We start from the raw sequence: 25,627 nt of genomic DNA, 5'->3' as shown, positions 1-25,627 counted from the left end.
GCGTACCCGGATTCTTGATCTCGCCGTGTTTTTCTGTTGCTGTTCTGGACTCAACGGTCTGTTGCGATAGCCCTTCTCACATATCTGATTCTCTATCTCCTCCCCAAGACATCGTTCTATCTCTGCTCCTTTGTAGGCACTATCAGCATATACTACCTGGTCTTTCTTTGGCTCTATAAGCTGTCCTAAAACCTGACTATCATGTACTTCCGCGGAGGTCACCTCATATTTCACAATCAATTTACTATCCTTGTCCGCTTTCACGTGATTCTTATACCCAAAATGGGTCTCATCATTTTTCTTTGTCCAGCGAGCATCGACATCTTTCTGAGCTCGTTTGTGTTTGTATTCCTCTTTCTCCCACTCTGACGGGACTTCTCCCTTCTTGATCGTCTCATTCTCTTCTCGTGAGTTTCGTTGTCGGGGAACATCCACAAATGATGCATCCACAATACTCCCCGTTCGGGTGATAAGACCCGCTTCCTCTAACTGGTGCGTGAATCGATAAAACAGTGTATCAATACTACCCGCTTGCACCAGCCGTTCCCGAAAATACCATATCGTCTTTTCATCGGGAACCCTATCGCATAAGCTCAACCCCAGAAATCGCATAAAACTTAATCGATCCTTTATTTGAAACTCCGCTTGCGCATCACTAATCCCATACAGCCGTTGCAGAATTAAAATCTTGAACATCAGGACATAATCAAAGGGGGGTCTCCCGCCGGGCCCCTTCGCTTCTTTCTTGAAAACCTTATTCAAACAGGGCCGAAATACTTCCCAGTCTATCACCCTATTAAGCCGTTCTAATGGATCCCCCAACCGACTGAGTTCTTCCAGCCGATCTTGTTCATCAAAAAATCCTCGCTGCTTCATACTTCCTAATTATATCAGATCTTTCGAGTTTTTAGAGGTGCCTTTTATTTTCTTTTAATTCTTTATTCAAAGCCTTAATTCGTTGTGATTCCTCAAGAACATTTTGCAATTCAAGAACAATAAATATTATAAACAAAGCTTCACTGATAAAAAACAAAATATTTCTCAATCCCAAAATATAAGCTGTGGTAACAGTAGAATAATAATGAACATAGTCTTCTATAGAAAAAGTATAAAACCCTATAGAAATAATTTGATAATCAATAAAAATAAAACATAATACAACAATCGCGGTAAAAAAGGATTTCCACCATCGATCAGGGAGATAGGTAATTCCATTCGCTATAGGAACTAATAAAATATATTTAAAACTAAAATTTAATATACCAAGAATCAATATCGAAATTATTAGTTCAAGGAAACTCAGAAATATAACAACTATTTTATCGATGTCTTCATACATTATTTCTCTAGGGAAAAGGGATCCCAATATCACTAGGTATAGAAGACTTGCTACCCAAAATGACTTAACGGGATGAAAAGGAACAGCCTTAAGCCGTTCCAGGATGGTTCTAGCGTCATTATGCAAACAGATTATATCCGTTGTTTTCAACATAACCCAACATATAAATAATAAAGTAACAAAGTTAACCAGAATCAGAAGGAATCGTGCAAGATGGTAAGTTTTGAACCTTTTCAAAAACATCAAACAAACTCAACCTAAAAAGTTGGGGTCTTCATTCTATTATTCAACTCTATCCATTTATACCCTTAGAAATCTTTTATAACCATTCTAATGTTCCTGATACCTTTATACTACAACTTCTTATCTCATTGTTTATATGATACTATTAATTCTTAAATTTTACAAGAACTAGAAAGTCTTGAATGACAATTGTCATTAATAATTAGTTTGATAAAGATACTTGAAATAAAGAGATTTTGATTAGCTCTTGCTTACAGGATTATCATCAATAATACACTTTTTTAGCTCTATTATTTTCAAAGAAGATAACATCCCTTTACTCACATCCTAAGAATTTCTTTTCCCTACCCCTTTTCTATATACCCCAGGATTTTGCTAATCTCTCCAGCGGCCTTCTTGATTGCCCCGATATAACTGCCTAACTCGGCGGGCTCAAAGCGGAAAACCGGCCAGGAAACGCTCAGGGCCGCCACCACCGTGGAGGATCCGTCAAAAATAGGAGCGGCGATACAGGTTATCCCCTCCTCATGTTCTTCCTGGTCCCGGGCATAACCATACTGGCAAATCTCAGAAAGTTCTTTAAAAAGGGCTTCCCGTTCTTTTATCGTATGGGGAGTAAAGGGAATAAGTTTCAGACGGGAAAGAATCGTCTCCCGATCCTTTTCAGGCATATAGGCAAGAAAGGTTTTCCCAATAGCGGTACAGTATAGGGGGATATGTTTCCCTACCCGGGAATACATCCGGATAGTATAGCGGGATTCCACCTTAAGCACGTAGAGGGCCTCATCTTCATCCAGAATACCCAGGTGCACCGTTTCGCCCAAAGAACGGGAGAGTTCCTCACAGATGGGCTTGGCCACCACCGGAAGCTGAATATGGTCCAGCGCCCGGGACCCCACTGAGAAGAGCTTCATCGTCAGGAACCACCGGTCCCCTTCATCTTTACGAACATAGCCCAACTCCCGCAGGGTCTGCAAAAACCGGTACACCGTGGGTTTGGCCAGATGACTTGCCCGAGCCAGGTCTTCGAGGCTCGAGCTAGAAACCAGGGAAAGTTTTTCTAAAATCGTAAAGGTCCGTTCTACGGCACTGATGGTTTTTATTTGTCCCATCCTTCAAAATACCCCTGTGCGTTCCGGAAGGAAATATTCTGCACCACCCGGGAAAGGAGCGCCCGATCCCGCGGGATTTCTCCCGCTTCGGCCCACTGACCCAGGAGATTACAGAGGATCCGCCGGAAATATTCATGCCGGGGATAGGAAAGGAAACTCCGGGAATCGGTAAGCATCCCAATAAAACGGGGAAGGAGCCCCAAATTTCCCAGGACCCGCATCTGTTCTTCCATCCCATCCCGGTGATCGCAGAACCACCAGGCAGATCCAAGTTGTATTTTACCAGGAATTCCCTCTCCCTGGAAACACCCCATCAGGGTTCCGAGGGGATAATAATCCTTTGGATTAAGGCTATACAGAATGGTCTTGGGTAATTTCCCTTCCCCTTCCATCAAATTAAGAAGGGCCGCCAGGTTTGCGGTAACGGGATGATCATGAACCGCATCGTAACCCGTATCGGGACCCAACCGGGCAAACATGCGGGAATTATTGTTCCGGATCGCCGCCAGGTGCAACTGCATCGCCCAGCCCCGTTTCTTATATTCTCCCGCGAGGAACAGGAGCACAAAGGTCCGATACCGGTCGCTTTCCTCCCGACTCAAGGACGCCCCTTCCAGGGCTCGAACAAAGATCTGCTGGACCTCCGCTTCCCATCCTGCGCCGGCGTGGCCATCACTGGCAAGCTCAAAGGGTGGATACTCCAGGGCGTGGTCCGAGGCCCGACATCCCCGCTCATCAAAGTAGCGGATCCGCTCTTCTAAAACCTGGAGGAGGTCCGCCAGGGTACGGATTGAGCGGCCCGCCACGGAACCTAACTTCTGGATATAGTCCGCAAAGCCGGGAAGGTGGATATTCAGGGCCTTATCGGGACGAAACGAAGGAAGCACTTTGGTCATGGTTTTTCCTGATCGGCGAATTTCGTCATGCCAGGCAAGATCGTCGGCGGGATCATCGGTGGTCCCCACCGCATAGACCCGGAATTTTTTAAAGATCCCGTATACCGACAGGTCCGGATCTGAAGCGAGGGCCCCATTCGCCTTTTCCCAGATGGCAGGAGCGGTCCCCTCGTTTAGGGGTTCATAAATCCCAAAATACCGCTGGAGTTCTAGATGGGTCCAGTGATACAGGGGATTTCCCAGCGTCTCCGGAATGGTTCTGGCCCAGGCAAGAAATTTCTCATAGGGAGATGCATCACCGGTAATAAAGCGCTCATCGATCCCATTGGACCGCATGGCCCGCCACTTATAGTGGTCGCCCCCCAGCCATATTTCAGTAAGATTCGAAAATCGTCGATTTTCGGCAATTTCCTTTGGATTCAAGTGGCAGTGGTAATCAAAAATCGGCTCCTGGGCTGCCACCTCGTGGTACAGCCACCGGGCAGTTTTAGTGGTTAGCAAAAAATCCTTATCCATGAATCGTTTCATCGGCACTTCTCTCCTTTCGTGTTCTTATGAACCGAGGGGATGGCCCTTCAGTTCTCCTCCAAGCCGGGGCACGTTCTTCTCGTTCTTTTCAGGATCCCCAAGGAACCCAGGCGTTTGAGCATCCCTTCTCGCCTAGACCCGCTTACAGGGTAACCCCATCTTTCAAGATGGCAATTTCCCGATACCCATTTATCTCGTTTTTCGTGGGGCGCCCACTGGCAACTTCAAGGACCAGACGATAGAACTCGTTTTCCAGGTTGATCCGTTCCTCCCGCCCCGGCAGGTCAAGGAGGCGCCCCGCATCAAAATCGATCCAGTGGGGCTTTTTCTCCGCCAGGGCGGTGTTACTCGCTATTTTTACGGTGGGGACGGGACCTCCCAGGGGCGTCCCCCTTCCTGTCGTAAAGAGTACCAGGTGGGCCCCCGCCGCCGCAAGGGCCGTAACCGACACGATGTCGTTCCCCGGTCCAGAAAGCAGGACGAGCCCATGGGTATCCACCATACCTCCATAGGGATAGACCCCACAGACCGGAGCGGTGCCGCCCTTCTGGACACAGCCCAGGGATTTATCTTCCAGGGTGGTAATGCCCCCCTCTTTATTACCCGGCGAGGGATTTTCATACACCACCTGATCATGGCGGATAAAGTATTCTTTAAAATCGTTGATAAGGTGCACGGTTTTTTCAAAGATTTCCCGGTCCCGGGCGCGCTGCATGAGAATAGTCTCGGCCCCAAACATTTCGGGAACCTCCGTCAAAATGGTGGTTCCCCCCAGGGCCACCAGGCGATCCGAAAAGGTTCCCACCAGGGGATTAGCGGTGATCCCTGAAAACCCATCGGAACCGCCACACTTAAGACCCACCACCAGTTCGGAGACCGGCACTTCTTCCCGTCGATCCTCAGCGGCCTGCCGGGCCAGATCCAGGACTACTTGCAGGGCTTCTTCCACCTCGTCCTGGAGTTCCTGGGCCACGAGGAAACGGATCCGCCGCTCATCAAAATTTCCCAGGAGCTTTTTAAACTCCGAGACGGTGTTATTCTCACAACCCAGGCCCAGGACCAACACCCCTCCCGCATTAGGATGCAGCGTAAGGTTTGCGAGAATCCGGCGGGTGGTTTCATGGTCGGTTCCTAATTGGGAACAGCCATAAGGATGGGGAAAGGTAAAAACCCCATCGATCTGACCCGTCGAGGCTCCGCCAGCAACGGACGCCGATCCAGTTTTTTCCTTTTCTGCGAGCAAGCCTTCCCGGGCAAGAATCTCCCGGGCCCGCTGGGCCACGAGTTCTGCGATCTGGTTCACACAGCCCACGGTAGGAATAATCCAGATTTCGTTGCGGACCCCGACCTTCCCATTAGAACGACGATATCCTGCAAAGGTTCGGGGAAGGTCCTTCGTCAGCGGAACCATACGACGGACAAAGGCTTCCATGGTTTCCTCTGCAGGGCGATAGCTATACTCCAGGGTACCCTCAAGCTGGGTTCCACAACTGTGGGTATGTACCCAGCCTCCCGCAGGAATAGCCGTTTTGGCCCGTCCAATGGGATACCCATACTTGATAATCTCTTCCCCTTGAAGAATATCCCGGAGGGCCATCTTGTGCCCCCGGGGAATATCATCCCGGGCCGTAACCTGTCGCATCCCCTTTTCATCTTCTATAGTAATCACTGTTCCCCGGGGAATGGGATCTACCGCCACAAGCACCGAATCCCGGGAAGATAACAGCCGATATCGCACACCCATAGGTACCTCCACCTTTCACAGGAGCCTTCCGACCCCCTTCGTTTACTGCGGCTTAACCGATTCGACCCCGGAACGCCACCTGTTCCATCGCCGCCTGGGGACCCTTTTCCAGGATGAGGATGAGGGCAGCGGTCACGGCGTCGGGCAAGCCCCCATAGGAACGGAGGTCTTCGCCCCACCAATCCGTCCTGGCAAGAACCGCCTGTACCAGTTCCTCTGCCGCCTTGTTGAGGGGAGCCCCCGCAGCGAGGGCCCTTTCAAACTGTTGCCATAAGGACATACAGGCTTCCAGGACAGGGAGGTCATCCCGGATAGGATAGGATTCCCCTTGCCGTTTCCCCACCAGGGCATTGTTTTCCATGGCCGAACCACGGTAAAAGGCGATAAGGGCCGCCAAAGAAAAGACCAGGACCGGCGCCGCCTGCGCAGGAGCAGTTCCCCGGCTATTCCCCGCCTGGATGGCTTCCAAGAGAGAGGGAAGTACCCGGGCCTTATATTTAGAGACCGAATTCAAACTGATATCCAAGAGGCGATGTTTGATATAGGGGTTAGCAAAACGTTCCAGCGTAGAGGCCGCAAAGGCTTCCACCTCTTCTTTGGGAAGGGGAAGTAGGGGCATTACCTCCTGATACAAGAGTCGCTCCAGGTAGGCCTTCCCGACAGGGCTATCTACCATCTCTTTTACCGTATTAAATCCCGCCAGGTACGCAATAAGAACCGAGGCGGTGTGGGCCCCATTCAGGATGCGTACCTTCCTTGTTCGATAGGGGGTCATATCGGGGACCCACAACACATTACACCCCGCCTTATGGAAGGGAAGTTCCTCTCCATAGCGGCTATCCCCTTCGATAACCCACAGATTAAAGGGTTCCGCCGTATCCAAAAGTTCATCCTGGTACCCCAGTTTTTCCCACAGGAGAGGGGCTTCTTCTTTTGGGTAACCCGTTACGATTCGATCCACCAGGCTATTCAAGAATGCACAGGATTTTTCAAGCCAGTCAGTAAAGGCCTTTTCATAGCCCCATTCGGCGGCATATTGGAGTACCACCCGTTTCAGGGTATCCCCATTGCGATCGATAAGTTCACAGGGAATAAGCACTATCCCCTTGTTGGGGTCTCCCTTAAAAAACCGCCAGCGGTGATACAGAAACTGGGCCACCTTCGCGGGGAAAGAGGCCGGCGGCCGGTCATCCTTTGTACAGCCCCCCTGATAGGCAATGCCAGCCTCCGTCGTGTTAGAAATAATAAACCGTAGATCCGGGTTTTCCGCACAGGCCAGATATGCGTCGTACTCTGCGTAGGGATTAATACAGCGGGAAACCGAATCGATCCGGGTAACCTCTTCTACCACCTCGCCCTTCTCGATACCCCGCAGAAGTACCGTGTACATTCCCTTATTCTGATTGATCAAGGGGGCAAGGCCCTGGGCTATGGGCTGGACCAATACCACCGAACCATTCCAGAGCCCCCGATCGTTTATCTTCTGAACCATCCAATCTACAAAGGCCCGCAGGAAATTTCCTTCCCCAAACTGCAGAATTCGCTCAGGGCGAGTAACAGGGGCCTGTATTTCACATAGCCGTTTCATAACTACCTCCGTTCATGGATTATTATGCGTAGATACTGATCGTATGGGGTCCTGCCCTTCGGCAGAACTATCAGAAAAGGCTGTCGGTTTCCCAAGAAGAAACCGCCCGGCCACTGATGCCATGCTTTGTTGAAACACCATACCAATAATGGCGGGGAGGGCCGCCTTTTCGGGGAAAAAGGCGATTGCCAGGGTAGCCGCGGCACTGATATTCCTCAGTCCCACGGAAAACACCAGGGTCCTCTGTTGATCCTCCGGGAGCTTTCCCCGACGGGCAAGGAAACGCCCCAACCAGAAACCACAAAACCCCAGGACAAGGGCCAAAAAGGCGATCCGATACACTGCGGGATCGGTAACCTTAAGAGAGGGGGCCACCGCCGCACTATTGGCGGCCACCACCAGGACAAGAAATAGTTTGGCAAAGGGATTCAGGTAGGGGCCCACCAAACGGGGCACCTCTCCCCGGCTCAGTTCATGGGCAAGCACCCCGAGGATGGTGGGAATCACCACCATGGAAATCAGCGAGAGAGTAAGCCCCCGCATATCAATCACCACCGAAGTTCCCATAAGGAGCGCCACCGTTCGAGGAACCACGAGGGGAGCAAGAAGGGTATCAAGCACAATCAAACTTAACGAAAGGGCCCCATTGCCACGAAAAATGGTATTCCAGATAAATCCGGAAACGGCCGTAGGAATCGAAAAGAGAAGTACAAACCCCGCAGTAAACGCCGGTTCATCAGGATTGCCCAGGGATCCCACCAGGAAACTGAGAAGGGGCATCAGCAGATGGGCCCCCACAAAAAAGAGAAGCAGGGAACGGGGGGTACGAAAGACCGCTGCCAGTTCCCGCCCCTGGAGTTTTATGGCCCCAGAAAAGGTCATACAGCCAAAAAGATAGGGAATTGCCGGGCGCAGCCCAACAAAAAAGGATGGGAACACCAGGCCAAGGATCACACCTCCGGGGGTTAAAAGAGGCATGCTCCTTTCCATAAGCTCATTCCATCGATTAAAGTAATAACGAACAGGCATCCCATCCTCTCGATAATGAAACACTGTTTCAGTATTAGTTATTTTTTAGACCCTGTCAATCCACAGGAAAAGAACAAAATTTGTAGAATTCCGTTCTCCCTATCCTGTGATGTTATGAAGGCCTCCCTACTCTAAAAGAGGTGTAACCTCTTTTTTTACTGAATTTAAAAGAATGCAGCGGTTTTAGCTTATTTCGCAAGCACACTCTAGGAACGAATAATTCCGGCCTTGCTTTTTTTGAAATCTTATTTCAATATAGATAAACGGGGTTATTCAATGAAACATCGGGCTGGTAAAAATATCGCCCTTATTTTAGCCAACATTCACAGTGGTTCATCTTTAAAAATCCTTTCCCCTCTTATGCGAGAAGTTCAAAAAACCGAGCATACCCTCTATCTTTTTCCCGGCGGACGCCTTGAGGCGGAGGATACAGAAGAGCAGCTTCGAAACAAAATTTACTCCCTGATCGCCGAATCGGTAGACGGAGTGATTTCCTGGGCATCCAGTCTAGGTGGGGTCGTAAACCAGGAGAATCTAACCGATTTTCATCATCAATTTGATCACCTCCCCCTGGTTACCATGGCTCATGAAATACCTGGCAAACCGGTGGTACGAATCGATGCCTACAGCGCACTTGTTTCTTTGTTAGATCATTTTTACAGCCACCATGGGATTCGCCGTTTTGCGTTTATTCAGGGGCCCCGGGAACATTTTTCTGCCCAGGATAGGCTACGGGCGTTTCGGGACTTTCATCATAAAAAACAGCTTCCCCTTGAAGAGAACTGCATCTCCTCCCCCTTTGGATGGAACGAAGGGGATCAGGGCATCCAGGAACTCATGGATAGCCGGCACCTTATGCCGGGGAAGGACTTTGAGGCCCTCATTGCCTGTAGCGATTTACAATTGTATCGGGCGGTGGAAATCTTACAACGCCGGGGTTTTAGGATCCCCCAGGATCTTCTGGTGGGGGGCTTTAACAACTCTATCGAAAGTAAAATTGCCTTTCCTCCTTTTACCACCGTCGATTCTCCGGTAGAAGAGCAAGCAATCATTGCCTTCCGGGAACTACTCCACCTGTTTACCGGGCAAACCATTAGTCCCCGCAGGGATTTACAGGGGTCTCTTATTATTCGACGTTCCTGCGGGTGTATTCCTCAGCTTGATATCTACGATCAGCTCTGTGTCCAGAGTAGTAAATGTGACGAAGGGTATTCGCCGCAATTAACCGAATTTATCCCCATAGATACCCCTATTATTGCCCAGATCCTGGGGACTGACCGGGAAGAGCAGGATGCCTGGATAATTCCCCTTCTGGAAGCCTTTAAACAGGCCTGTCTCGGGGAGACTAATCGATTCCCCGATTTATTAGAAAGCCTTATAGAACGACACATCCAAAAGGGGCGGGATATTGCTCCCTGGCAAACGGTTATTACCTACCTGATACAACGGGTACAGCGTTCTTTCCCTGAATCATTACAAGAGGACTCTCGGGTGATACTCGACAAGGCCCGTCTGATTATTTCGGAAGGGATTCTCCGCATGCACCAGGTGTATGAGTGGACCAACGAACAACAATGGACGATTATTCGAAAGCTTGAACGGGATCTCATCAATGTCCAGAATAGAACCGAATTATCGGGCGTATTGCATCACTATTTACCCTCTTTAGGCATTAAACAGGGATATGTCATAGAAACAAGCGCTACGGGAGAAGGCCACTGTATTGCAGGTTTCGATAACCAGGGCCCCCTTGAATTAGTAGTGCCCCTCCTCTGTGAAGGGGGAAAGTTCCTTCCGCCAAGTCTGTTTCCTCACGATCCAGGAAGCATGTGGTTGATAGAGCCCCTTATTTCGCAGCGACAATTTCTGGGATGGGCCGTGCTCCGTATGGGGGTATCCACTGGTACCGTTTACGAAGAAATTCGAAGTGCCCTCTCCAACAGCCTTATGAGCCTCAGGGCTATCGAAAACCTAAGACAGGCCCAAAAAGCGGCAGAACAGGCAGAAAAAATAAAAAGCCGTTTCCTTGCCCATGTAAGCCAGGAACTTCTTCAGCCCTTAGAAAGGATTACCACAGAGATTGACACGTTAGGCAAGCAAAAAAGAAGCGAAGGCCTTCAAGCTACGATAGGCTCTATAAAGGAAGAACTCCATCATCAAGCCCGGCTGGTAAAAGATATTCTGGAACTTTCTCGGGCAGAAGTAGGGGATCTGCGTATAGAGAGTCGGTTATTTTCTCTGGGGGCTATTCTAAAAAAAGTACAAGAAGATATGAAAAAACAGTATCCCTTGTTTCAGGTAGAGCCTCCGACCACCCCTCCCCTCCTTATGGGAGATGCCCGGCGGATAGAAGAAATTCTTACTACCCTGGCAGGGCTCTGGCCTCTTAAGGGGATTTTGTGGAAGATAGAAGGAAACTACCTTGTTTTAACGATCTATCATGAGGGGCTCCTTTCTGCAAACGGGACCCTCCACCAGGAAACAGCCCTTCTTCTGGCTCAACGGATCGTGGCAGCCCACGAAGGAATGTTAGAATACTTTCAAGAAGAAGAAAATCAGGGATGGCTTTTAAAATTTCCTTTGCCTACTCTCCAGGGACGAGGGATCATAGATAGGTCAGGACCAATCCTTGTAGTAGGAACCTCTACAGGAACCTTTCCCTCTTCTATTTTCATTGATCCTGCCAGGAAGAAAGAATTTACTGATCTTTCGGAACTTTTCGACAAAAAAGAGGTATACAGTGAAGTATCGATGCTGGTGATATTTCTTTCTCCACTTTCTTCAGAAGACCTGGTTTTGTTGTACACTATTCTTAAGGATCCCCTCTTTCAAACAATACCAATAGCACTTTTCCCTCGAGAAGATAGTACTCTCGTCGTAGGAGAATCGATCCTCTCGTATCTTTCAGAGAAAAATTCCCTTCCCCAGGAGAAGGTGATTCTTCTGTATCGTTTTTACGGAGAATTGAAACGGGAAACCATTGTAACCCTTTCTCGCCTCAATTATTTAGATATCCAGATTGCAGAAGATCCGGAAGAACTTGCTACAAAGCTAAAAAAGATACGACAGGTCCACCTTATTTTGTGTTCCGAACTGCCTTCTAATTATGAAGAAATACTGGAACTTCCCAGTGTTCGAGAGGGGACTCCTCCTTTTGTTATCCTCAGTGAACAAAAAATTGAGGAAAACCTGGTGGAACAAAGTGGTGCAAAGGGGAATTGTCTTCTGCTTAACGCCGGCATATACCAGGAGCAGGAATTCCTGTCCCTCTTAAAACGACTTTTGGAAGGTAAGAGTCTTTTACCTCCCTACACGGGTATTTTGGTTAAAAGGGCTCTGCTCTACCTGAATCAACATTACCAGGAAAATATCCTTCGCTGGAAACTCGCAGAATACGTGCACATCAGTGAAGACTACTTAAGCCGGATTTTTAAAAAAGAAATCAGCATGTCTCCCTGGGAATACCTTATTCGCCTTCGGATTTCAATGGCCAAAAAACTATTAACCCAGAAAACAGCCACCATTTCCGAAATTGCAGAAATGGTAGGATTTTCTGACCAGGCCTATTTCTGTCGGGTATTCAAAAAATACACCGGCCGTTCTCCCCTCTCTTTTCGGCGCAAAGAAGGGCAACCAAAGGGACTCTAAGGGGCTTTCATGGGAATTATTCTCTCTTAAACAAGATTTCTTATAGCAAAAAAATATAAAAGGAGCTCCTGCGAATTTCTCCTGTTCGTAAATAATAAGTATTAGAAAGATAAGAGGGAGATATGACGGTTTAATGCAAATTCGGAACTGCACATTGTCAGAAGATGCCAGTATAGTAGGAATTAAATTTATGAGAGGGGTGTAGGTATGGAACAAGGAGTCCCGGCTTCCTATGAGGCCTTGAATACCGCCGTTGCAACTACAGTGATGAATACCCATCCTGTTGGCTCATTAGCATGGAATTATGAATCGGGTCTTATTCTCTGTGCTCTCTGGGAACTTGCAAAGGTATCAAAGGAACAACCATTTCTTGACCATGAAAAGATAACTCACTATGTGAAGGGTCAGGTAGACACATTGATTTTAGACGATGGAAGCATCAAGGGATACAAAAAAGACGAATTCAATCTTGATCAAATAAACAGTGGGAAAATAGTTCTGGAACTGTACGAAACCTATAAAGACGAACGGTATCTAAAGGCCTGTCAGATCCTGCGGAATCAGCTTCGTGATCATCCTCGGACCGAACTCGGTGGTTATTGGCATAAGAAGATTTACCCCCACCAGATCTGGCTAGATGGTTTGTATATGTACGGCCCCTTTGCGGTACGGTGGGCACAGATTCAGGGTGAAGAAGAACTGCTGCGAGAAGTAGCCAAAAATCTCCAGGACATTCGAGAAAAAACATTGGATCCTGAGACAGGCCTCTTGCGGCACGCCTGGGATGAGCGGGCCCTGCAACTCTGGGCCGATCCTCGAACGGGCAGATCCCCCCATGCCTGGGGACGAGCCATGGGGTGGTACTGTATGGCCCTGGTGGATGTATTGGGCTTCTTTTCCGAAGAACAGGCTGAATATCAACGGCTCCGTTCAATTTTAGAGGATTGTCTTACCACGATTCTGCGGTATAGGGATCCTCAAGAAAAGCTGTGGTACCAAATATTAGATCAGAGAGGAAGAACAGGAAATTATTTGGAAACATCCTGTTCCTCTATGTTCTGTTATACCATGGCAAAGGCATGGAACAGAAACATACTCACCGATGAGACGTTGATTCAATCTGCCAGAGAATCGTATACCGCGATAGTGAAGCGCTATCTCCGAACCGATACAGAGGGCAAGACCCATCTGGGTGGAATCTGTAAGGTGGCGGGCCTTGGTGGTAATCCGTATCGAGATGGCTCATTTGCGTACTACATGAGCGAGCCCGTGGTAGAAGACGATTTTAAAGGACTAGGGCCCTTTATCTTAGCAGGGGCCGAACTTATCCGGGCCCAGAGGAAAGGGTAAAATCTCCTAAAAAAGAGCTGGCGCTCTTCAATTAGAAGGCACCAGTTCTTTTTCATATACCTTCCTATTGTTAGAACCGCGAACGGGTTCCGCCCTCGTGATCTTACCTTTAGCGATATGCCCGGAGAGCATTAAGCACCGCCAGGAGCGCCACCCCCACATCAGCGAGCACCCCTTCCCACATGGTGGCCTGTCCAACGGCACCCAGGGTAAGAACAGCGAGTTTTACGCCCAGGGCAAACAGGATATTTTGCCACACGATACGACGGGTTTTCCGGGCCCGGTCAACTGCCTCGGGGATACGGGAAAGATCATCGGTCATAAGGACCACTTCCGCCTGTTCGATAGCCAGATCCGATCCACCCTTCCCCATGGCAATTCCCACATCAGAACGGGCGAGAACAGGCCCATCATTTATCCCATCCCCCACAAAGGCTACGGGGGCGCCCTCACCGTCTTCCATCAAGCGTTCGAGCCGTTCGAGTTTTTCCTCAGGTCGCAGGCTGTGGTGAACCTCATCTACCCCTGCGGCAGCACCTGCCTGCTGGGCTGGTACGGCGCTATCCCCCGTAAAAAGGGCAATATGCTGAACTCCCCGCTTTTTCAGTTCCCGAACTACCCGGGGAGCATCTTGCTTTAATTGATCCTCCAGGTGCACCGAACCAACCAGTTCTCCCGCCAGTGCCACATGGACGGTGGTAGCATCATCTTCGCGACAGGTATGGGGTATTTCCTTAAGATGAAGGAGTCGATCGTTCCCTGCGAGGACTTCCTTTCCATTAAAAGAGACCACGCTTCCATGACCCGGAATTTCATAGAAGGATCCCTCATCAGGCTGCGGCAGAGGGAGCCCCCGGCGTTCCCACTGTTGTTGAATAGCCCGCGAAAGGGGGTGATTCGAATGGACCGTCGCAACCGCTGCATAGGTAAGGAGTTCTTCCGCCGAATGGGGGTCCTGAGCCTGGAGTTTAGAAACCTGAAACTCTCCCCGGGTGAGGGTTCCGGTCTTATCAAACACCACCGTGCGCAGCTTGACCAGGGTATCCAGCACCACCGCCCCCTTCAAAAGGATCCCCCGGCGGGCCATTCCCCCAAGGCCAGCAAAATAGGTAAGGGGGACACTGAGCACAAAGGCACAGGGACAGGAGATAACCAGCATCACCAGGGCCCGATACATCCACGTATAGAACGAGGCCCCTGGCACTACAAAAGGAGGTACCAGGGCAACCAGAAGGGCCAGAATCACCACCACCGGTGTATAATAACGGGCAAAGCGGCTTACAAAAAGTTCCACCGGAGCCTTTCGCTCCTGGGCTTTTTCTACCAGATGCAGAATTCGGGCAAGGGTAGAATCAGTGTAGGCCCGTTCACTGCGAAGAATAAGGGTCCCCTCTTTGAGAATATATCCCGCCAGAGCCTCCTCCCCTGGTTCCGCGGCCTTCGGGAGGGATTCTCCTGTGATAGCAGAAGTATCAAAGGTGCCCCGGCCTTCCAGGATCCGGCTGTCCAGAGCAAGCCGTTCCCCTGACCGTAAGAGGATACGACTTCCCGCAGGGACCGTTTCGGGGGGAACTTCTACCCACGCCTCATCCTTTTGTATCCGTACGGTAGAAGGGCGCAATGCTATAAGAGAACGGATAGAACGCCGACTACGGAGCACCGCGTATTCCTGCAGGAACTCTCCGATTCGATAAAACACCATCACCCCTACCGCCTCTTCCCAGGCACCTAACAAGATGGCCCCCAGTGAGGCAAGGGACATTAAGAACAGTTCGTCAAAAACCTTTCCCCGGCGAATATTTCTCCAGGCTCCCCGCAGAACGGGAAAGGCCGCAATCCCATACGTAAGTCCCAGAATCCCATAGGAGAAAACCATACTGCCAGGGAACCGCCACACCCCTTCATGCAACAGGATACCAAGCAGGGCCATAACGAAGCAGAGAACCAACACCAGGGCCTCTTGATACTGCTCTTTTGAGAGCATCTTCTCCCGGGAAGGGCCATGTTTTTTGAGGGCCCCTTTTTCCTGAATATCCGAACACACGCTTTCAGAGGATTCTTTTTGACTAGTGGCCGCGCAAACGGCGCAGGTGGTATCATCCATAAAACTACACTCCTTCGCTGTAGTAACTACACAATCCCCTGCTCAGAGATATGTTCCAGCGCCACCGAGATGAGGGCATTCACATGCTGATCATCAAGCTGGTAATACACCACCTTTCCTTCCCGGTAGGGACGAACCAACCGGGCTCGTCGCAAAATGGCCAGTTGGTGACTTATGGCAGACTGACTTACCTCCAGCAGGGCCGCAAGGTCACACACACACAATTGCTGATGCACCATCAGGGCATTGAGAATCCGTAGCCGCCCCGGATCCGAGAGGACCTTAAAAATCTCAGAAAGGCCCAAAAGTTTGGGAACCGTCCACAGGGAAGACCGAATTTTCTCAAGGGTTGTGGAATCTACCTCTGAACAGGAACAGGAATAGTCTGTTTCGTCCTGCATCTATCAACTCCTGAACATATGAACAAATGTTCATATGTTCATAAAAATATTACTATAAGGAACCATCTTTCGTCAATGGCCTCTCTCTTCGCTGTTAGAGAAACCATAAAGAAAAACAATCTCGAGAGAATCTTTTAAGAGCCGTTATTCCCCTTCCCCGCAGGCCCTAAGCTTTCTCGTATGACGAGGTGTGCCTGCAAAACCGCATCTTCATATTCATTTTCTTCTATCATATTCATCAGAATTTCCATAGCTTTAATACCAATTTCATATTTAGGGATGTGAATAGTTGTTAGAGAAGGAACCGTTGTTTCTGACAGATAGATATTATCACATCCTATCACCGATACCTCTTCTGGTACCCGCAACCCTTCTTCCCGAATAGCCCGTAGCGCCCCGATTGCCATAAGATCATTGAGAGCAATAAGTGCTGTAAACGGAATATGGCGGGACAGAAATTGTTTCATATCCCGATAACCATCCTCTACCAGGGTGCGATAAGGAGGATTCCCAGGGATAAACAGGGTAGGATCCTGATCCATCCGGTAATAGGCACGCCAATATTCAAATTCTTCGGCCCGGGCCTCATGAATGGCAGGATCGTTACCACTCAGAAAGGCAACTCTCCGATGTCCATAGCGATACAGCATATCAAATAAATGCTGCATTGCCCCATGGTAATCCACGGTAATCCGGGCGCCATGGAGAGTTTCCCTGGTTGCCGCCGAACGGGCCGAATCACCTCCAACAACAAAACGAACACCTCTCTCGTACATATGATGAAGCTGCCCAGGAGTAAAACCAAAACTATAATCAGAGAGAAAAACTCCATCCATTTGGCGTTCAATAATCCGGGTTATATACTGATCTGAAGGACCTTCTGCCATCACAAGAGAGACAATATACCCATGTTCCCGGGCAACCGTTTCCATCCCTTCTGCAACGGCCCCATAATAGGGGTTTTGTAAACTTGGCACAAGGATACCCACATGGTCAGTCCGACGAGAAGCGAGACTCCGAGCAGCTCGATTGGGTATGTAGCCTAATTCCTCTATTGCAGCATACACCCGACGGGAAAGCTCTGCACTTACAAATTTTCTTCCCCGCAATACGTTCGATACGGTTGCAGTAGAAACCCCTGCCCGTCGGGCCACATCTTCTCGGGTTACCATCTTAAACAAACTTTACCATGTTTTTACCCTGCCTGCTATACCAGGAGACCACCTATTTTTTGTCAAAAGAGAGATTTTGAATATTCTCATCCCCCTCTTGAAAGTCTATTTTCTTTGTTCCCTGTTCATTTAATAGAACCTAAGAGCCCAGCCACAAATTGACGTTGCATCGTTAAGAACAACACTAAAATGGGTAGAGTAGAAATACATACAAGGATCATGAGCCCTCCATATTCAATAGTATAAGCTCGCATCATGGAAGACATAGCGATAGGAAGGGTTTTCTTTGCATCCGAAAGAATAGTCATTAGGGGCCACAGGTAAGAATTCCATTGACCTAAAAACAAGTAGATACTGGCAGAGGCAAAAGTTGCTTTCATCGAAGGAACTACAATCCGAAGAAAAATACTCAATTCACCGGCACCATCAACACGGGCAGCTTCCATAATTTCAGTAGGAAACATCTTAAAATTCTGGCGAAGGAAAAAGATAATAAAAACCGAAACTAATGAAGGAAGAATAATAGCAATCCGAGTATTTAATAGATTGAAAAAAGCCATCTGTCTAAAAAGTGGAATAACAATGGCCATCTGGGGTAAGATCATCGATACCAGGAGAATATTAAAAAAAGCTTCCCGTTTTCTGGAACGATATTTTTCAAAACCAAAGGCTGCTAAACCATTTATAACAAGACCTCCCGCTACGGTGGTAAAAGCAATCACAAAGGAATTCATAAAAAATGTAAAAACCGAATAACTACTATTTACTTTATTCCAATTCGAAAGGAATTCTGCCCCCGGTTTTAGCACACCTCGAACCACATCGTTAGGGTTTTGAGTAGTTCCAATTATCATCCATATAAAAGGGAAAATACTTACAAACGCCCCAATTAAAAGAATAAAACGAATAATAAAATACGAAATAGTATGGGTTCGCCTCATTTTTCTTTATCCCCCAACAGTCTTAATTGCACAAATGCTAGAAGAGCTGCAATAATTACCATTACATAGGAAAGGGTTGCCGCATAACCAAGGTCTGAGTTTAATACAAAGGCCTGGTTATAAATATATAAGGCTACCGTCATTGTTTCATTAGAAGGTCCCCCACCCCAGGTAAGAATATTAGGCTCATCAAAAAGTTGCATGGTCCCATTTGTTGATGTCACAGCTGAAAAAAGAATCACCGGCGTTAAAAGAGGTAGGGTAATACTAAAAAACTGTCGAATCCGGCTTGCCCCATCAACTTCTGCGGCTTCATAAATCTCATTATCAATATTCTGCATACCCACCAGAAAAAACACCATATTGTATCCGGTCCATCGCCAGGTAAGAGCTATCATAATGGTAACCTTTGCCCAAAATCCATTGGTAAGCCATCCAATGGGCTCAGAAATAAGATGTAAATCTTTTAAGAGATTATTAAAAAGGCCATTTGTTTGCAGCAATATTCTAAAAAGGACCGAATAGGCTACGAGGGAGGTAACACAGGGCAGGAAAAAAATTGTACGAAAGACTCCCCGAAACCGGCGGATTTCCGTGTTAAGCCAGGTAGCAAGAATAAGGGCAAGAAAAATCATCAAAGGGATCTGGATAGCCATAAAAATAAAGTTATGGCTCAAGGCTTTCCAGAAAATACTATCCTGGGCCATCCGGACAAAATTCCCCAAACCAACAAACTGACGGTTAAAGCCCCTCCATTTTTGGGTAACCATTACAAGAGAATAAAAGACCGGATACACCATGAAAAGCCCATAAAACACAAGGGCAGGGGTTACATAAGCCCAGCCAATTCTATTAAGATATCGATGAAATCGTCCTTTTAATTTTACTTCCACCGGAACCTCCTTCTTTCTTTCCTAATATTTTTAAGATACTTCTTCCCATCTTTTTAGATCTTTTGCTATTTTTTCAGTTTCATATCACACAGGTACAAGCAAAGTCGTTCATATGGCTCCATCATCACAGTTTATTAGGGCCTGCACCCCTCCTATGGGTTGCAGGCCCCCAATTGTTCTCTTTTTACTGATTCCCTGTTACCTGTTTGTATTCTTCAAGCGCGGCTTTCGCAACTTCTTCAGGGGTTTTTAACTGGCCATTAAACATTTTGTTCAGGGCGTTATTCACAGCTCCCCGCATAGCTACATAGTTAGGGGTATAGCGAAGGGAAGGTACGTTTTCCATCCAGGTAGCAAAATCTTTGTAAACCGCTTGATTTTTATAGAAGAATTCGTCGGGGGCAGTATAATTGGAACCATTACGGGATGGTAAGAAAGTTCCCATAGCTCCTGCCCCTTTAAGTATGGTATTGTAAAACTCAAGCACCTCTGGAGATTCCGTTGCCCAGGCTTTTTTCAAAAAATCAATAGCCGCGACCTTATTAGGCGCCTTTGTAAACACATACCAGCTAGATCCCCCATTGTTCGATGCATTTTGAGCACCCGGAACTCCTTCCACAAGGGGAGTTGGAATTACCATCCATTTTCCTGCATTCTGGGGCTGGGATTTTAAAGTACCAATAATCCAGATTGCCGTAAGCATGCCCGCTGCCTCTCCCCCATTAAAAGCTGCAATCCAATTGTTCCATCCCTCGGTCATATAAAGAAGCCCTTTTTGGTGCATAGTTTTGAGATATTCGATTGATTTAAGCATAGCGGGGGAAGTAAAATTTACCGAACCATCCTCATTAAAGAACTGAGTACCTGTCGATTGGACCATAATCCTGAGAAAATCAAACACCGTGGTATCATAGGCAATAAAGGGCTTGCCTATTTTTGCTTTAACCTTTTCTCCTAACTCAATTATCTCAGACCAGGTCATGTTTTTCTGGTAATCATCAGGATTGAGTCCTGCAGCTTGCAACATATCAGCCCGCACAAAAAAGCCGGTACTTCCCGTATCAAAGGGAATTCCGTAAATTTTATCACCTTCGGTCATGGGTCCCAATTTGTACTGGGCAAATTTACTGTAATCTACCCCCTCTGCTTTGAGGTCTACAAAAGCACCGGGATAGTTTTGGATAAAACGCTCAATAACAAAATCTTGGAACAAGGCAATGTCCGGCAATCCTGCCCCACCAGCCTGAAGTCCCGCTTCTATCTTTCCTTCGATGTTTTCTGGGATATCCACAATTTCTACAGTTACATCGGGATTAATTTTTTTGTACACTTCTGCGGCTTTCTGCATAGAATAACCATTAAAATTAGGATCCCAACACCAAACCGTAATCTTACCTTTTACTTGGGCAGGTTTTGCCCCTCCACAGTTAATAAGAGTCATCCATGCAAGTACAGCTATACCCCAAAGAATACTTCGTTTCATACCTAACCTCCTCTTGGTAGGATTTTTATTGTGGTTACGCGCGTAACTACTAAAAATTGTACCATTGGAAGATAAAGCTGTCAAACTAAAAATTAATTTTTCCCCTTCCCCGCAGGCCCTAAGCTTTCTCGTATGACGAGGTGATGAATTAAGCCCTCAAGAAAGGCTCGCTAATAATCCCAGGCTGGAGTTCCCCTAATAGCTCCCCTTTCTGAGGGGACCGGGAGGAATCCCCACAAATAAAAAAGGCCCCTTCCGGGGCCCTTTTGAGGGTTCTTTTTTAATTAAGTTTTACGGAGAGAAGGATTCACAGAATTCTTTGTGGCACTTCTTGCTTTCAGTTTTTCCGGGGTACGCCGGTTCAACAGGCTTTGTAAGAAAATAAACACGAAAATAAGAATTCCCACTACGATACGGGTCCACCAGGAACTTAAGGTTCCCTGGAAATTGATGATGGTCTGGATAGTCCCCAGAATAAGGACCCCCACGATAGAACCTTCGATAGACCCTACCCCACCGGTAAGCAAGGTTCCTCCCATAACAACGGCAGCAATGGCATCAAGATGGAGATCCTTACAATGGAGGGCATACCCCGAAAGCATGTAGAAGGTAAAAACCACTCCCGCGAGGCCCGAACAGAGGCCGTTAAACGTATATATCAGCACCTTTGTTCGAGGCACCGGAAGCCCCATGAGCAGGGCCGACTGCTCAGAGCCACCAATCGCGTAGACGGTTCTACCAAACCGGGTATATCGGAGAAGCCACCATCCCAGCAGAGCCCAGAACACAAAAATGAACACATTTACCGAAATAAAATCCCCCGTCGGCAGTTCCAGAGCGGCCATACTTACGGTTCGGTACCATTCATTTTCTATATTGATGGTATCAATACTGATTAAGTAGCAGGCCCCACGGGCAAAGAACATCCCCGCCAGGGTAGCAATGAAGGGCTGAATCTTAAAATACTGGATCATGATTCCCTGAAAGGCACCGATTGCACTGGAAGCAAGCAATACCAGAGGAATAACCAGGGTAGGAGAAAAACCTTTCTGTAATAGGTCCGCCGAAAGCATGGTGGTTAGGGCCACCACGGACCCCACCGACAAATCGATACCCCCCGAAATAATCACAAAGGTCATCCCCACCGCAGCGATACCGAGAAAGGCATTATCAATAAAAAGATTGATAAACACCTGAAGGGAAAAAAAGTTGGAGTATGCCAGAGACCCGGCCCCATACATCACGATAAAAAGACCAAGCGTAATAAGGAGGGGAAGATTCTTATGTTTCATGGGTGCACCCCCCTCAAAAAAGCGGCTATCCACCGGGGAGCCGGCCATTTTTCATCGATTTTCTCTTGAAACTTTTTCTGACTCCCGCGCCATAAAGGCTGTCCAGAACTTATATGATTTCTTTTCATATGCCGCTCCTTGTCGTAAGTTGTACCAACCGGCGGGATCCTCCCCGGAACAAAGAACGGAAATTTTCTGATTGAATCATAGAAACAAGAAACACCACCACCGATTTTATGACAAGATTTACCTGAGGCGGCACGCCAATCGAATAGATAGTGGTGGTAAGGGTCTGGATAATAATCGCCCCCAGGACTGAACCGGCAAGGTTAAATTTTCCCCCATTGAGGGAGGTACCACCAATCACCACCGCTAAAATAGCATCCAGGTCAAAGAGATCTCCCGCGTTGTTCCCATCGGCGCTCTTTACATTAGAACTCACCAGCAAACCCGAAACCCCCGCACAGAAGGAACAGAAGGCATAGGACCACAACAGAATTCGTTCTTCCCGAATTCCCGAATAGCGACTGGCCGTACGGTTGGAACCAATTGCCTCGATAAAGAGCCCCAGGGCTGTTTTTCTGGTCACAAGAACCACCACTCCCAGCACAAAGGCAAGGATATACAGAGAGAAGGGTATACCCAGGAGGGTGCCATTCCCAATAAAATAATAGGGTTTATAATAGATGGTGATAATCTGGCCATTGGTGATTAATTGAGCAATCCCCCGGCCAGCAACCATAAGGACCAGGGTCGCCACAATAGGTTGAATCCGTAAGCGGGACACAAGAAATCCGTTCCACAAACCGATTACCGTCGAAATCAGGAGGGCCATCACAATGGCTACCCCCATGGGAGTACGGGTTACCAGTACCTGTTCTGAACCCTGGAGGATGAGCTCTCCCCCAATAAGGTAGGCCGCAATAGCCCCTGAAATGGCTACCACCGAACCAACGGAGATATCAATACCACCGGTGGCAATGACTAAGGTGAGTCCCACAGAAATAATGCCAATGTAGGTGGATCGATTCAGAATATCCACGATGATCCCTGAAAAGCGACCATCCTTCCATTCAATAGTCAAAAAGCCCCGGGTTAAAAAAATATTCACCACGATAAGGAGTACCAATACACAGAGGGGCCAAAACAAAGCAGCTTCGGTTAATCTACGATGTTTCTGTGGCATGTTCCGTTTCTCCCTGGGCAATAAGCCGCATAATAGTGTGTTCCTGGATCTGGGCTCCGCGGATTTCTCCAATCTTCTTTTTGTCCCTGAATACCGCTACCCGATCACTGACGGCCACCACTTCCTCTAACTCGGAAGAAATAAATACGATCGAAATACCCCGTTTCTTTAAATCCAGGATCCGCTGGAGAATTTCGCTCTTGGCCGCCACATCGATTCCCCGGGTTGGTTCATCGAGGATAAGAATCTGGGGATCCGTAGCAAGCCAGCGGGCCAGGAGGACCTTTTGCTGGTTTCCCCCCGAAAGGCTTCGTACCGGTCGTTCCGCATCGGGGGTTTTAATCCCCAGTTCTTTGATTAGCTCTTCCGCCAATACTTCCTGGGTTTTCCGGGGAAGATAGCGAAACACCCCCCGTTTTGCCTGCAGGGCCAGGATGATATTCTCCCGAATAGAAAGATCCGCCACGAGTCCTTCGGTTTTGCGATCCTCGGGACAAAAGCCCATACCGATCATCATGGCATCGAGGGGATGCTGTATCGTCACCGGTTCATCCTGATAAAAAATTGTCCCTTCCCCAGCCCGTTCTGCCCCAAAAAGGAGCTTGGCCGTTTCGGTTCTGCCAGAACCTAATAAACCCGCCAGGCCCAGAACTTCCCCTTTTTGAATGGCCAGGTTGATTGGCTTGAGATACCCTTCTTTCCCCAAATTCTCGGCCCGGACAAACTCCTGTTCTGGGAGAGGACCAGGGGAAGCAGCCGCCGAACTTTCCTCTTTTTTCCCGCCTCGGGCCATGGTAGCCGCCAGATCCAGGGGATCCTTGCCAACCATCATGCTAATAAGCTCTATTTTTGGAAGGTCCTTCGTGGGAAGGGTACCAATGTATTCCCCATTGCGGAGCACCGTAATCACATCAGAAATTTCATACACCTGGTCCAAAAAATGGGTAACAAAAAGAATGGCCAGCCCTTCTTGTTTTAGTTTCCGTAAGATAACAAACAATCGGGCTACCTCCGTATCATCGAGACTGGAGGTGGGTTCGTCGAGAATAAGAATTCGAGATTGAATACACAAGGCTCGAGCGATGGCCACCATCTGTTGAATTGCCAGGGAATAACTCCCGAGCGGAGCGGTGGGATCCAGGGTAAGCTCCAATTTTTCTTGCAAAATCTGCCGGGCCGTGGCATACATTTTTTTCCAATCGATATTGGGTCCCTTGCGGGGTTCCCGTCCAAGAAGCACATTTTCGGCCACCGACAGGTTAGGACAAAGGTTTACCTCCTGATACACCGTGGCAATGCCAAGGCTTTCGGCATGTTCCGGTGATTCTACCGTTATTTTCGCACCATCAAGCCAGATGCTTCCCCCATCGGGATGGTAGACGCCGGTCATTATCTTAATCAATGTTGATTTGCCGGCCCCATTCTGCCCCATAAGAGCATGGATTTCTCCCGGCCGCAGCGAAAAATTCACCCGGCTTAAGGCCCGTACGCCGGGGAAGTACTTAGAAATATCTTTCATTTCAAGAATAGGGGGGCTTACTTTTCCTTTACTTTCTTGTTGGACCACCATGCCATATTCCTCCCCAGGCTCCTCGGGAGCCCCTGGTATAAAAGAGAGGGTGTCCTCCCCTTTGGCAGAACACCCTCTTTTAAGAAGTTACCCCTTAATACTTACGGCTGGGGAACACTTGAGCGGCAAACTCGGCGGGGAAGACCCCTTCGTTAGTTACGATCCGCTTGGGAACCGATTTACCCGCCGCCACAGCCTGGACTAATTCCATAAGCTGGGGCCCCAAGAGGGGCGAGCATTCCACCGTACAATTGAGCTTGCCCGCAATCATCGCCTCAAAGGCACCCTTTACCGCATCGATAGATACAATAACGATATCCTTTCCCGGCTTAAGCCCGTATTCCTCAATAGCCTGAATAGCCCCAATGGCCATATCATCATTATGGGCAAAAAGCACGTTGATGTTCTTTCCTTCCGCCTTCAGGAAGGCTTCCATAACTTCCTTACCTTTCGCCCGGGTAAAGTCGCCGGTCTGGGACCGGATAATCTTATAGTTGGGGAAGGGTTTCAGGATTTCTTCGAAACCTTTTTTACGATCGATGGCCGGAGCGGATCCCACGGTGCCCTGGAGTTCGACGATGTTCACCGGCTTGTCCGTATGGAGATACCCCAACAACCAGACCGCCGCCCGTCGCCCCTCTTCCACAAAGTCGGATCCGATGAAGCAGGTATACAGGCTATCATCCTTTACATCCACCGCCCGGTCTGTAAGGATAACGGGGATCTTTGCCCGCTTAGCCTCCTGGAGAACCGTTTCCCATCCCGTTTCTACCACCGGGGAGAAGGCAATCACATCGACCTTTTGAGCGATAAAGGAACGAATCGCCTTAATCTGGTTCTCCTGCTTTTGCTGGGCATCGGCGAACTTCAGTTCGATTCCCGCTGCGGCAGCAGCGGCCTTAATGGACTCCGTATTGGCGGTGCGCCATTCGCTTTCGGCCCCAATCTGTGAGAAGCCCAGGACTATCTTTTTCTTTGCCTGTCCAAACACAGACAAGGAAATCCCCATGAGGAGCACCAGCGCCCCTGCCACAATTTTGGTAGTTCGTACCATACCAACCTCCTTTGGATATAGGTTATGGGTATGGTACTCCCCCTTTTTTGCTTT

General features: G+C 48.3%; 19 protein-coding genes. 2 read left to right on the top strand and 17 right to left on the bottom strand.

Annotated elements, in window-relative coordinates; all coding sequences use genetic code 11:
• The 7 genes from C5O22_RS01745 to C5O22_RS01715 form a co-directional block, all read right to left on the bottom strand.
• A partial coding sequence (locus C5O22_RS01745) for an IS5 family transposase (RefSeq protein WP_132779473.1) occupies nucleotides 1–876 on the bottom strand: 876 nt, incomplete at its 3' end.
• A gap of 31 nt (nucleotides 877–907) precedes the next feature.
• Nucleotides 908–1,492, bottom strand: coding sequence for a hypothetical protein (locus tag C5O22_RS01740; protein ID WP_132779472.1), 585 nt, complete (start codon nucleotides 1,490–1,492; stop codon nucleotides 908–910).
• Nucleotides 1,493–1,926: 434 nt separating this feature from the next.
• Complete coding sequence (locus C5O22_RS01735) at nucleotides 1,927–2,694, bottom strand: IclR family transcriptional regulator (protein WP_132779471.1); 768 nt, start codon at nucleotides 2,692–2,694, stop codon at nucleotides 1,927–1,929.
• Entirely contained in the window at nucleotides 2,682–4,118 is a 1,437-nt protein-coding gene (gene uxaC / locus C5O22_RS01730) for a glucuronate isomerase (RefSeq protein WP_132779470.1), read from the bottom strand. The genes C5O22_RS01735 and uxaC overlap by 13 nt, the downstream gene beginning before the upstream one ends.
• A 142-nt stretch (nucleotides 4,119–4,260) precedes the next feature.
• On the bottom strand, nucleotides 4,261–5,862 hold the full coding sequence (locus C5O22_RS01725) for a UxaA family hydrolase (protein ID WP_132779469.1): 1,602 nt from the start codon (nucleotides 5,860–5,862) through the stop codon (nucleotides 4,261–4,263).
• A gap of 52 nt (nucleotides 5,863–5,914) precedes the next feature.
• On the bottom strand, nucleotides 5,915–7,450 hold the full coding sequence (locus C5O22_RS01720) for a tagaturonate reductase (RefSeq protein ID WP_132779468.1): 1,536 nt from the start codon (nucleotides 7,448–7,450) through the stop codon (nucleotides 5,915–5,917).
• A 12-nt stretch (nucleotides 7,451–7,462) separates the two neighbouring features.
• The gene (locus C5O22_RS01715; protein WP_132779467.1) at nucleotides 7,463–8,503 is read right to left on the bottom strand and encodes a bile acid:sodium symporter family protein; all 1,041 of its coding nucleotides are present in this window, start codon (nucleotides 8,501–8,503) and stop codon (nucleotides 7,463–7,465) included.
• 252 nt (nucleotides 8,504–8,755) lie between these two features.
• On the opposite strand from C5O22_RS01715, the gene C5O22_RS01710 reads away from it, so the two are divergent.
• Nucleotides 8,756–12,127, top strand: coding sequence for a substrate-binding domain-containing protein (locus C5O22_RS01710; protein ID WP_132779466.1), 3,372 nt, complete (start codon nucleotides 8,756–8,758; stop codon nucleotides 12,125–12,127).
• A 207-nt stretch (nucleotides 12,128–12,334) separates the two neighbouring features.
• Nucleotides 12,335–13,477 (top strand): glycoside hydrolase family 88/105 protein, encoded by a 1,143-nt coding sequence (locus C5O22_RS01705; protein ID WP_132779465.1) that lies wholly within the window; start codon nucleotides 12,335–12,337, stop codon nucleotides 13,475–13,477.
• Nucleotides 13,478–13,586: 109 nt separating this feature from the next.
• Here C5O22_RS01705 and C5O22_RS01700 read toward each other — a convergent pair whose 3' ends face one another.
• The 10 genes from C5O22_RS01700 to C5O22_RS01655 form a co-directional block, all read right to left on the bottom strand.
• A complete protein-coding gene (locus tag C5O22_RS01700; protein WP_132779464.1) occupies nucleotides 13,587–15,581 on the bottom strand; it encodes a heavy metal translocating P-type ATPase in 1,995 nt (664 codons plus the stop codon).
• Nucleotides 15,582–15,607: 26 nt separating this feature from the next.
• Nucleotides 15,608–15,982, bottom strand: a complete 375-nt coding sequence (locus C5O22_RS01695) for an ArsR/SmtB family transcription factor (protein WP_132779463.1) — start codon at nucleotides 15,980–15,982, stop codon at nucleotides 15,608–15,610.
• A gap of 134 nt (nucleotides 15,983–16,116) precedes the next feature.
• Nucleotides 16,117–17,154, bottom strand: a complete 1,038-nt coding sequence (locus C5O22_RS01690) for a LacI family DNA-binding transcriptional regulator (protein ID WP_132779462.1) — start codon at nucleotides 17,152–17,154, stop codon at nucleotides 16,117–16,119.
• A 125-nt stretch (nucleotides 17,155–17,279) separates the two neighbouring features.
• Nucleotides 17,280–18,095, bottom strand: a complete 816-nt coding sequence (locus C5O22_RS01685) for a carbohydrate ABC transporter permease (RefSeq protein WP_132779461.1) — start codon at nucleotides 18,093–18,095, stop codon at nucleotides 17,280–17,282.
• Nucleotides 18,092–18,988: a carbohydrate ABC transporter permease gene (locus tag C5O22_RS01680; protein WP_132779460.1), complete on the bottom strand. Its 897-nt coding sequence runs from the start codon at nucleotides 18,986–18,988 to the stop codon at nucleotides 18,092–18,094. The genes C5O22_RS01685 and C5O22_RS01680 overlap by 4 nt, the downstream gene beginning before the upstream one ends.
• Nucleotides 18,989–19,172: 184 nt before the next feature.
• Nucleotides 19,173–20,471: an ABC transporter substrate-binding protein gene (locus tag C5O22_RS01675; protein ID WP_132779459.1), complete on the bottom strand. Its 1,299-nt coding sequence runs from the start codon at nucleotides 20,469–20,471 to the stop codon at nucleotides 19,173–19,175.
• A gap of 284 nt (nucleotides 20,472–20,755) precedes the next feature.
• Nucleotides 20,756–21,763 (bottom strand): galactofuranose ABC transporter, permease protein YjfF, encoded by a 1,008-nt coding sequence (yjfF, locus tag C5O22_RS01670; RefSeq protein WP_132779458.1) that lies wholly within the window; start codon nucleotides 21,761–21,763, stop codon nucleotides 20,756–20,758.
• A 124-nt stretch (nucleotides 21,764–21,887) separates the two neighbouring features.
• Nucleotides 21,888–22,949, bottom strand: coding sequence for an ABC transporter permease (locus tag C5O22_RS01665; RefSeq protein WP_132779457.1), 1,062 nt, complete (start codon nucleotides 22,947–22,949; stop codon nucleotides 21,888–21,890).
• Complete coding sequence (locus C5O22_RS01660; RefSeq protein WP_132779456.1) at nucleotides 22,930–24,519, bottom strand: sugar ABC transporter ATP-binding protein; 1,590 nt, start codon at nucleotides 24,517–24,519, stop codon at nucleotides 22,930–22,932. The genes C5O22_RS01665 and C5O22_RS01660 overlap by 20 nt, the downstream gene beginning before the upstream one ends.
• 94 nt (nucleotides 24,520–24,613) lie before the next feature.
• The gene (locus C5O22_RS01655) at nucleotides 24,614–25,573 is read right to left on the bottom strand and encodes an ABC transporter substrate-binding protein (protein ID WP_132779455.1); all 960 of its coding nucleotides are present in this window, start codon (nucleotides 25,571–25,573) and stop codon (nucleotides 24,614–24,616) included.
• Between the last annotated feature and the right edge of the window lie 54 nt (nucleotides 25,574–25,627).

This window comes from Treponema sp. J25 (assembly GCF_004343725.1).
GTDB lineage: Bacteria > Spirochaetota > Spirochaetia > Treponematales > Breznakiellaceae > J25.
This window is presented reverse-complemented; position numbering and strand designations above follow the sequence as displayed.

Coding starts and splice junctions, on each gene's coding strand:
- C5O22_RS01740 (WP_132779472.1), bottom strand. CDS start 1,492: ATGTTGAAAACAACGGATATAATCTGTTTGCATAATGACGCTAGAACC.
- C5O22_RS01735 (WP_132779471.1), bottom strand. CDS start 2,694: ATGGGACAAATAAAAACCATCAGTGCCGTAGAACGGACCTTTACGATT.
- uxaC (WP_132779470.1), bottom strand. CDS start 4,118: ATGAAACGATTCATGGATAAGGATTTTTTGCTAACCACTAAAACTGCC.
- C5O22_RS01725 (WP_132779469.1), bottom strand. CDS start 5,862: ATGGGTGTGCGATATCGGCTGTTATCTTCCCGGGATTCGGTGCTTGTG.
- C5O22_RS01720 (WP_132779468.1), bottom strand. CDS start 7,450: ATGAAACGGCTATGTGAAATACAGGCCCCTGTTACTCGCCCTGAGCGA.
- C5O22_RS01710 (WP_132779466.1), top strand. CDS start 8,756: ATGAAACATCGGGCTGGTAAAAATATCGCCCTTATTTTAGCCAACATT.
- C5O22_RS01705 (WP_132779465.1), top strand. CDS start 12,335: ATGGAACAAGGAGTCCCGGCTTCCTATGAGGCCTTGAATACCGCCGTT.
- C5O22_RS01700 (WP_132779464.1), bottom strand. CDS start 15,581: ATGGATGATACCACCTGCGCCGTTTGCGCGGCCACTAGTCAAAAAGAA.
- C5O22_RS01695 (WP_132779463.1), bottom strand. CDS start 15,982: ATGCAGGACGAAACAGACTATTCCTGTTCCTGTTCAGAGGTAGATTCC.
- C5O22_RS01690 (WP_132779462.1), bottom strand. CDS start 17,154: ATGGTAACCCGAGAAGATGTGGCCCGACGGGCAGGGGTTTCTACTGCA.
- C5O22_RS01685 (WP_132779461.1), bottom strand. CDS start 18,095: ATGAGGCGAACCCATACTATTTCGTATTTTATTATTCGTTTTATTCTT.
- C5O22_RS01675 (WP_132779459.1), bottom strand. CDS start 20,471: ATGAAACGAAGTATTCTTTGGGGTATAGCTGTACTTGCATGGATGACT.
- yjfF (WP_132779458.1), bottom strand. CDS start 21,763: ATGAAACATAAGAATCTTCCCCTCCTTATTACGCTTGGTCTTTTTATC.
- C5O22_RS01665 (WP_132779457.1), bottom strand. CDS start 22,949: ATGCCACAGAAACATCGTAGATTAACCGAAGCTGCTTTGTTTTGGCCC.
- C5O22_RS01660 (WP_132779456.1), bottom strand. CDS start 24,519: ATGGTGGTCCAACAAGAAAGTAAAGGAAAAGTAAGCCCCCCTATTCTT.
- C5O22_RS01655 (WP_132779455.1), bottom strand. CDS start 25,573: ATGGTACGAACTACCAAAATTGTGGCAGGGGCGCTGGTGCTCCTCATG.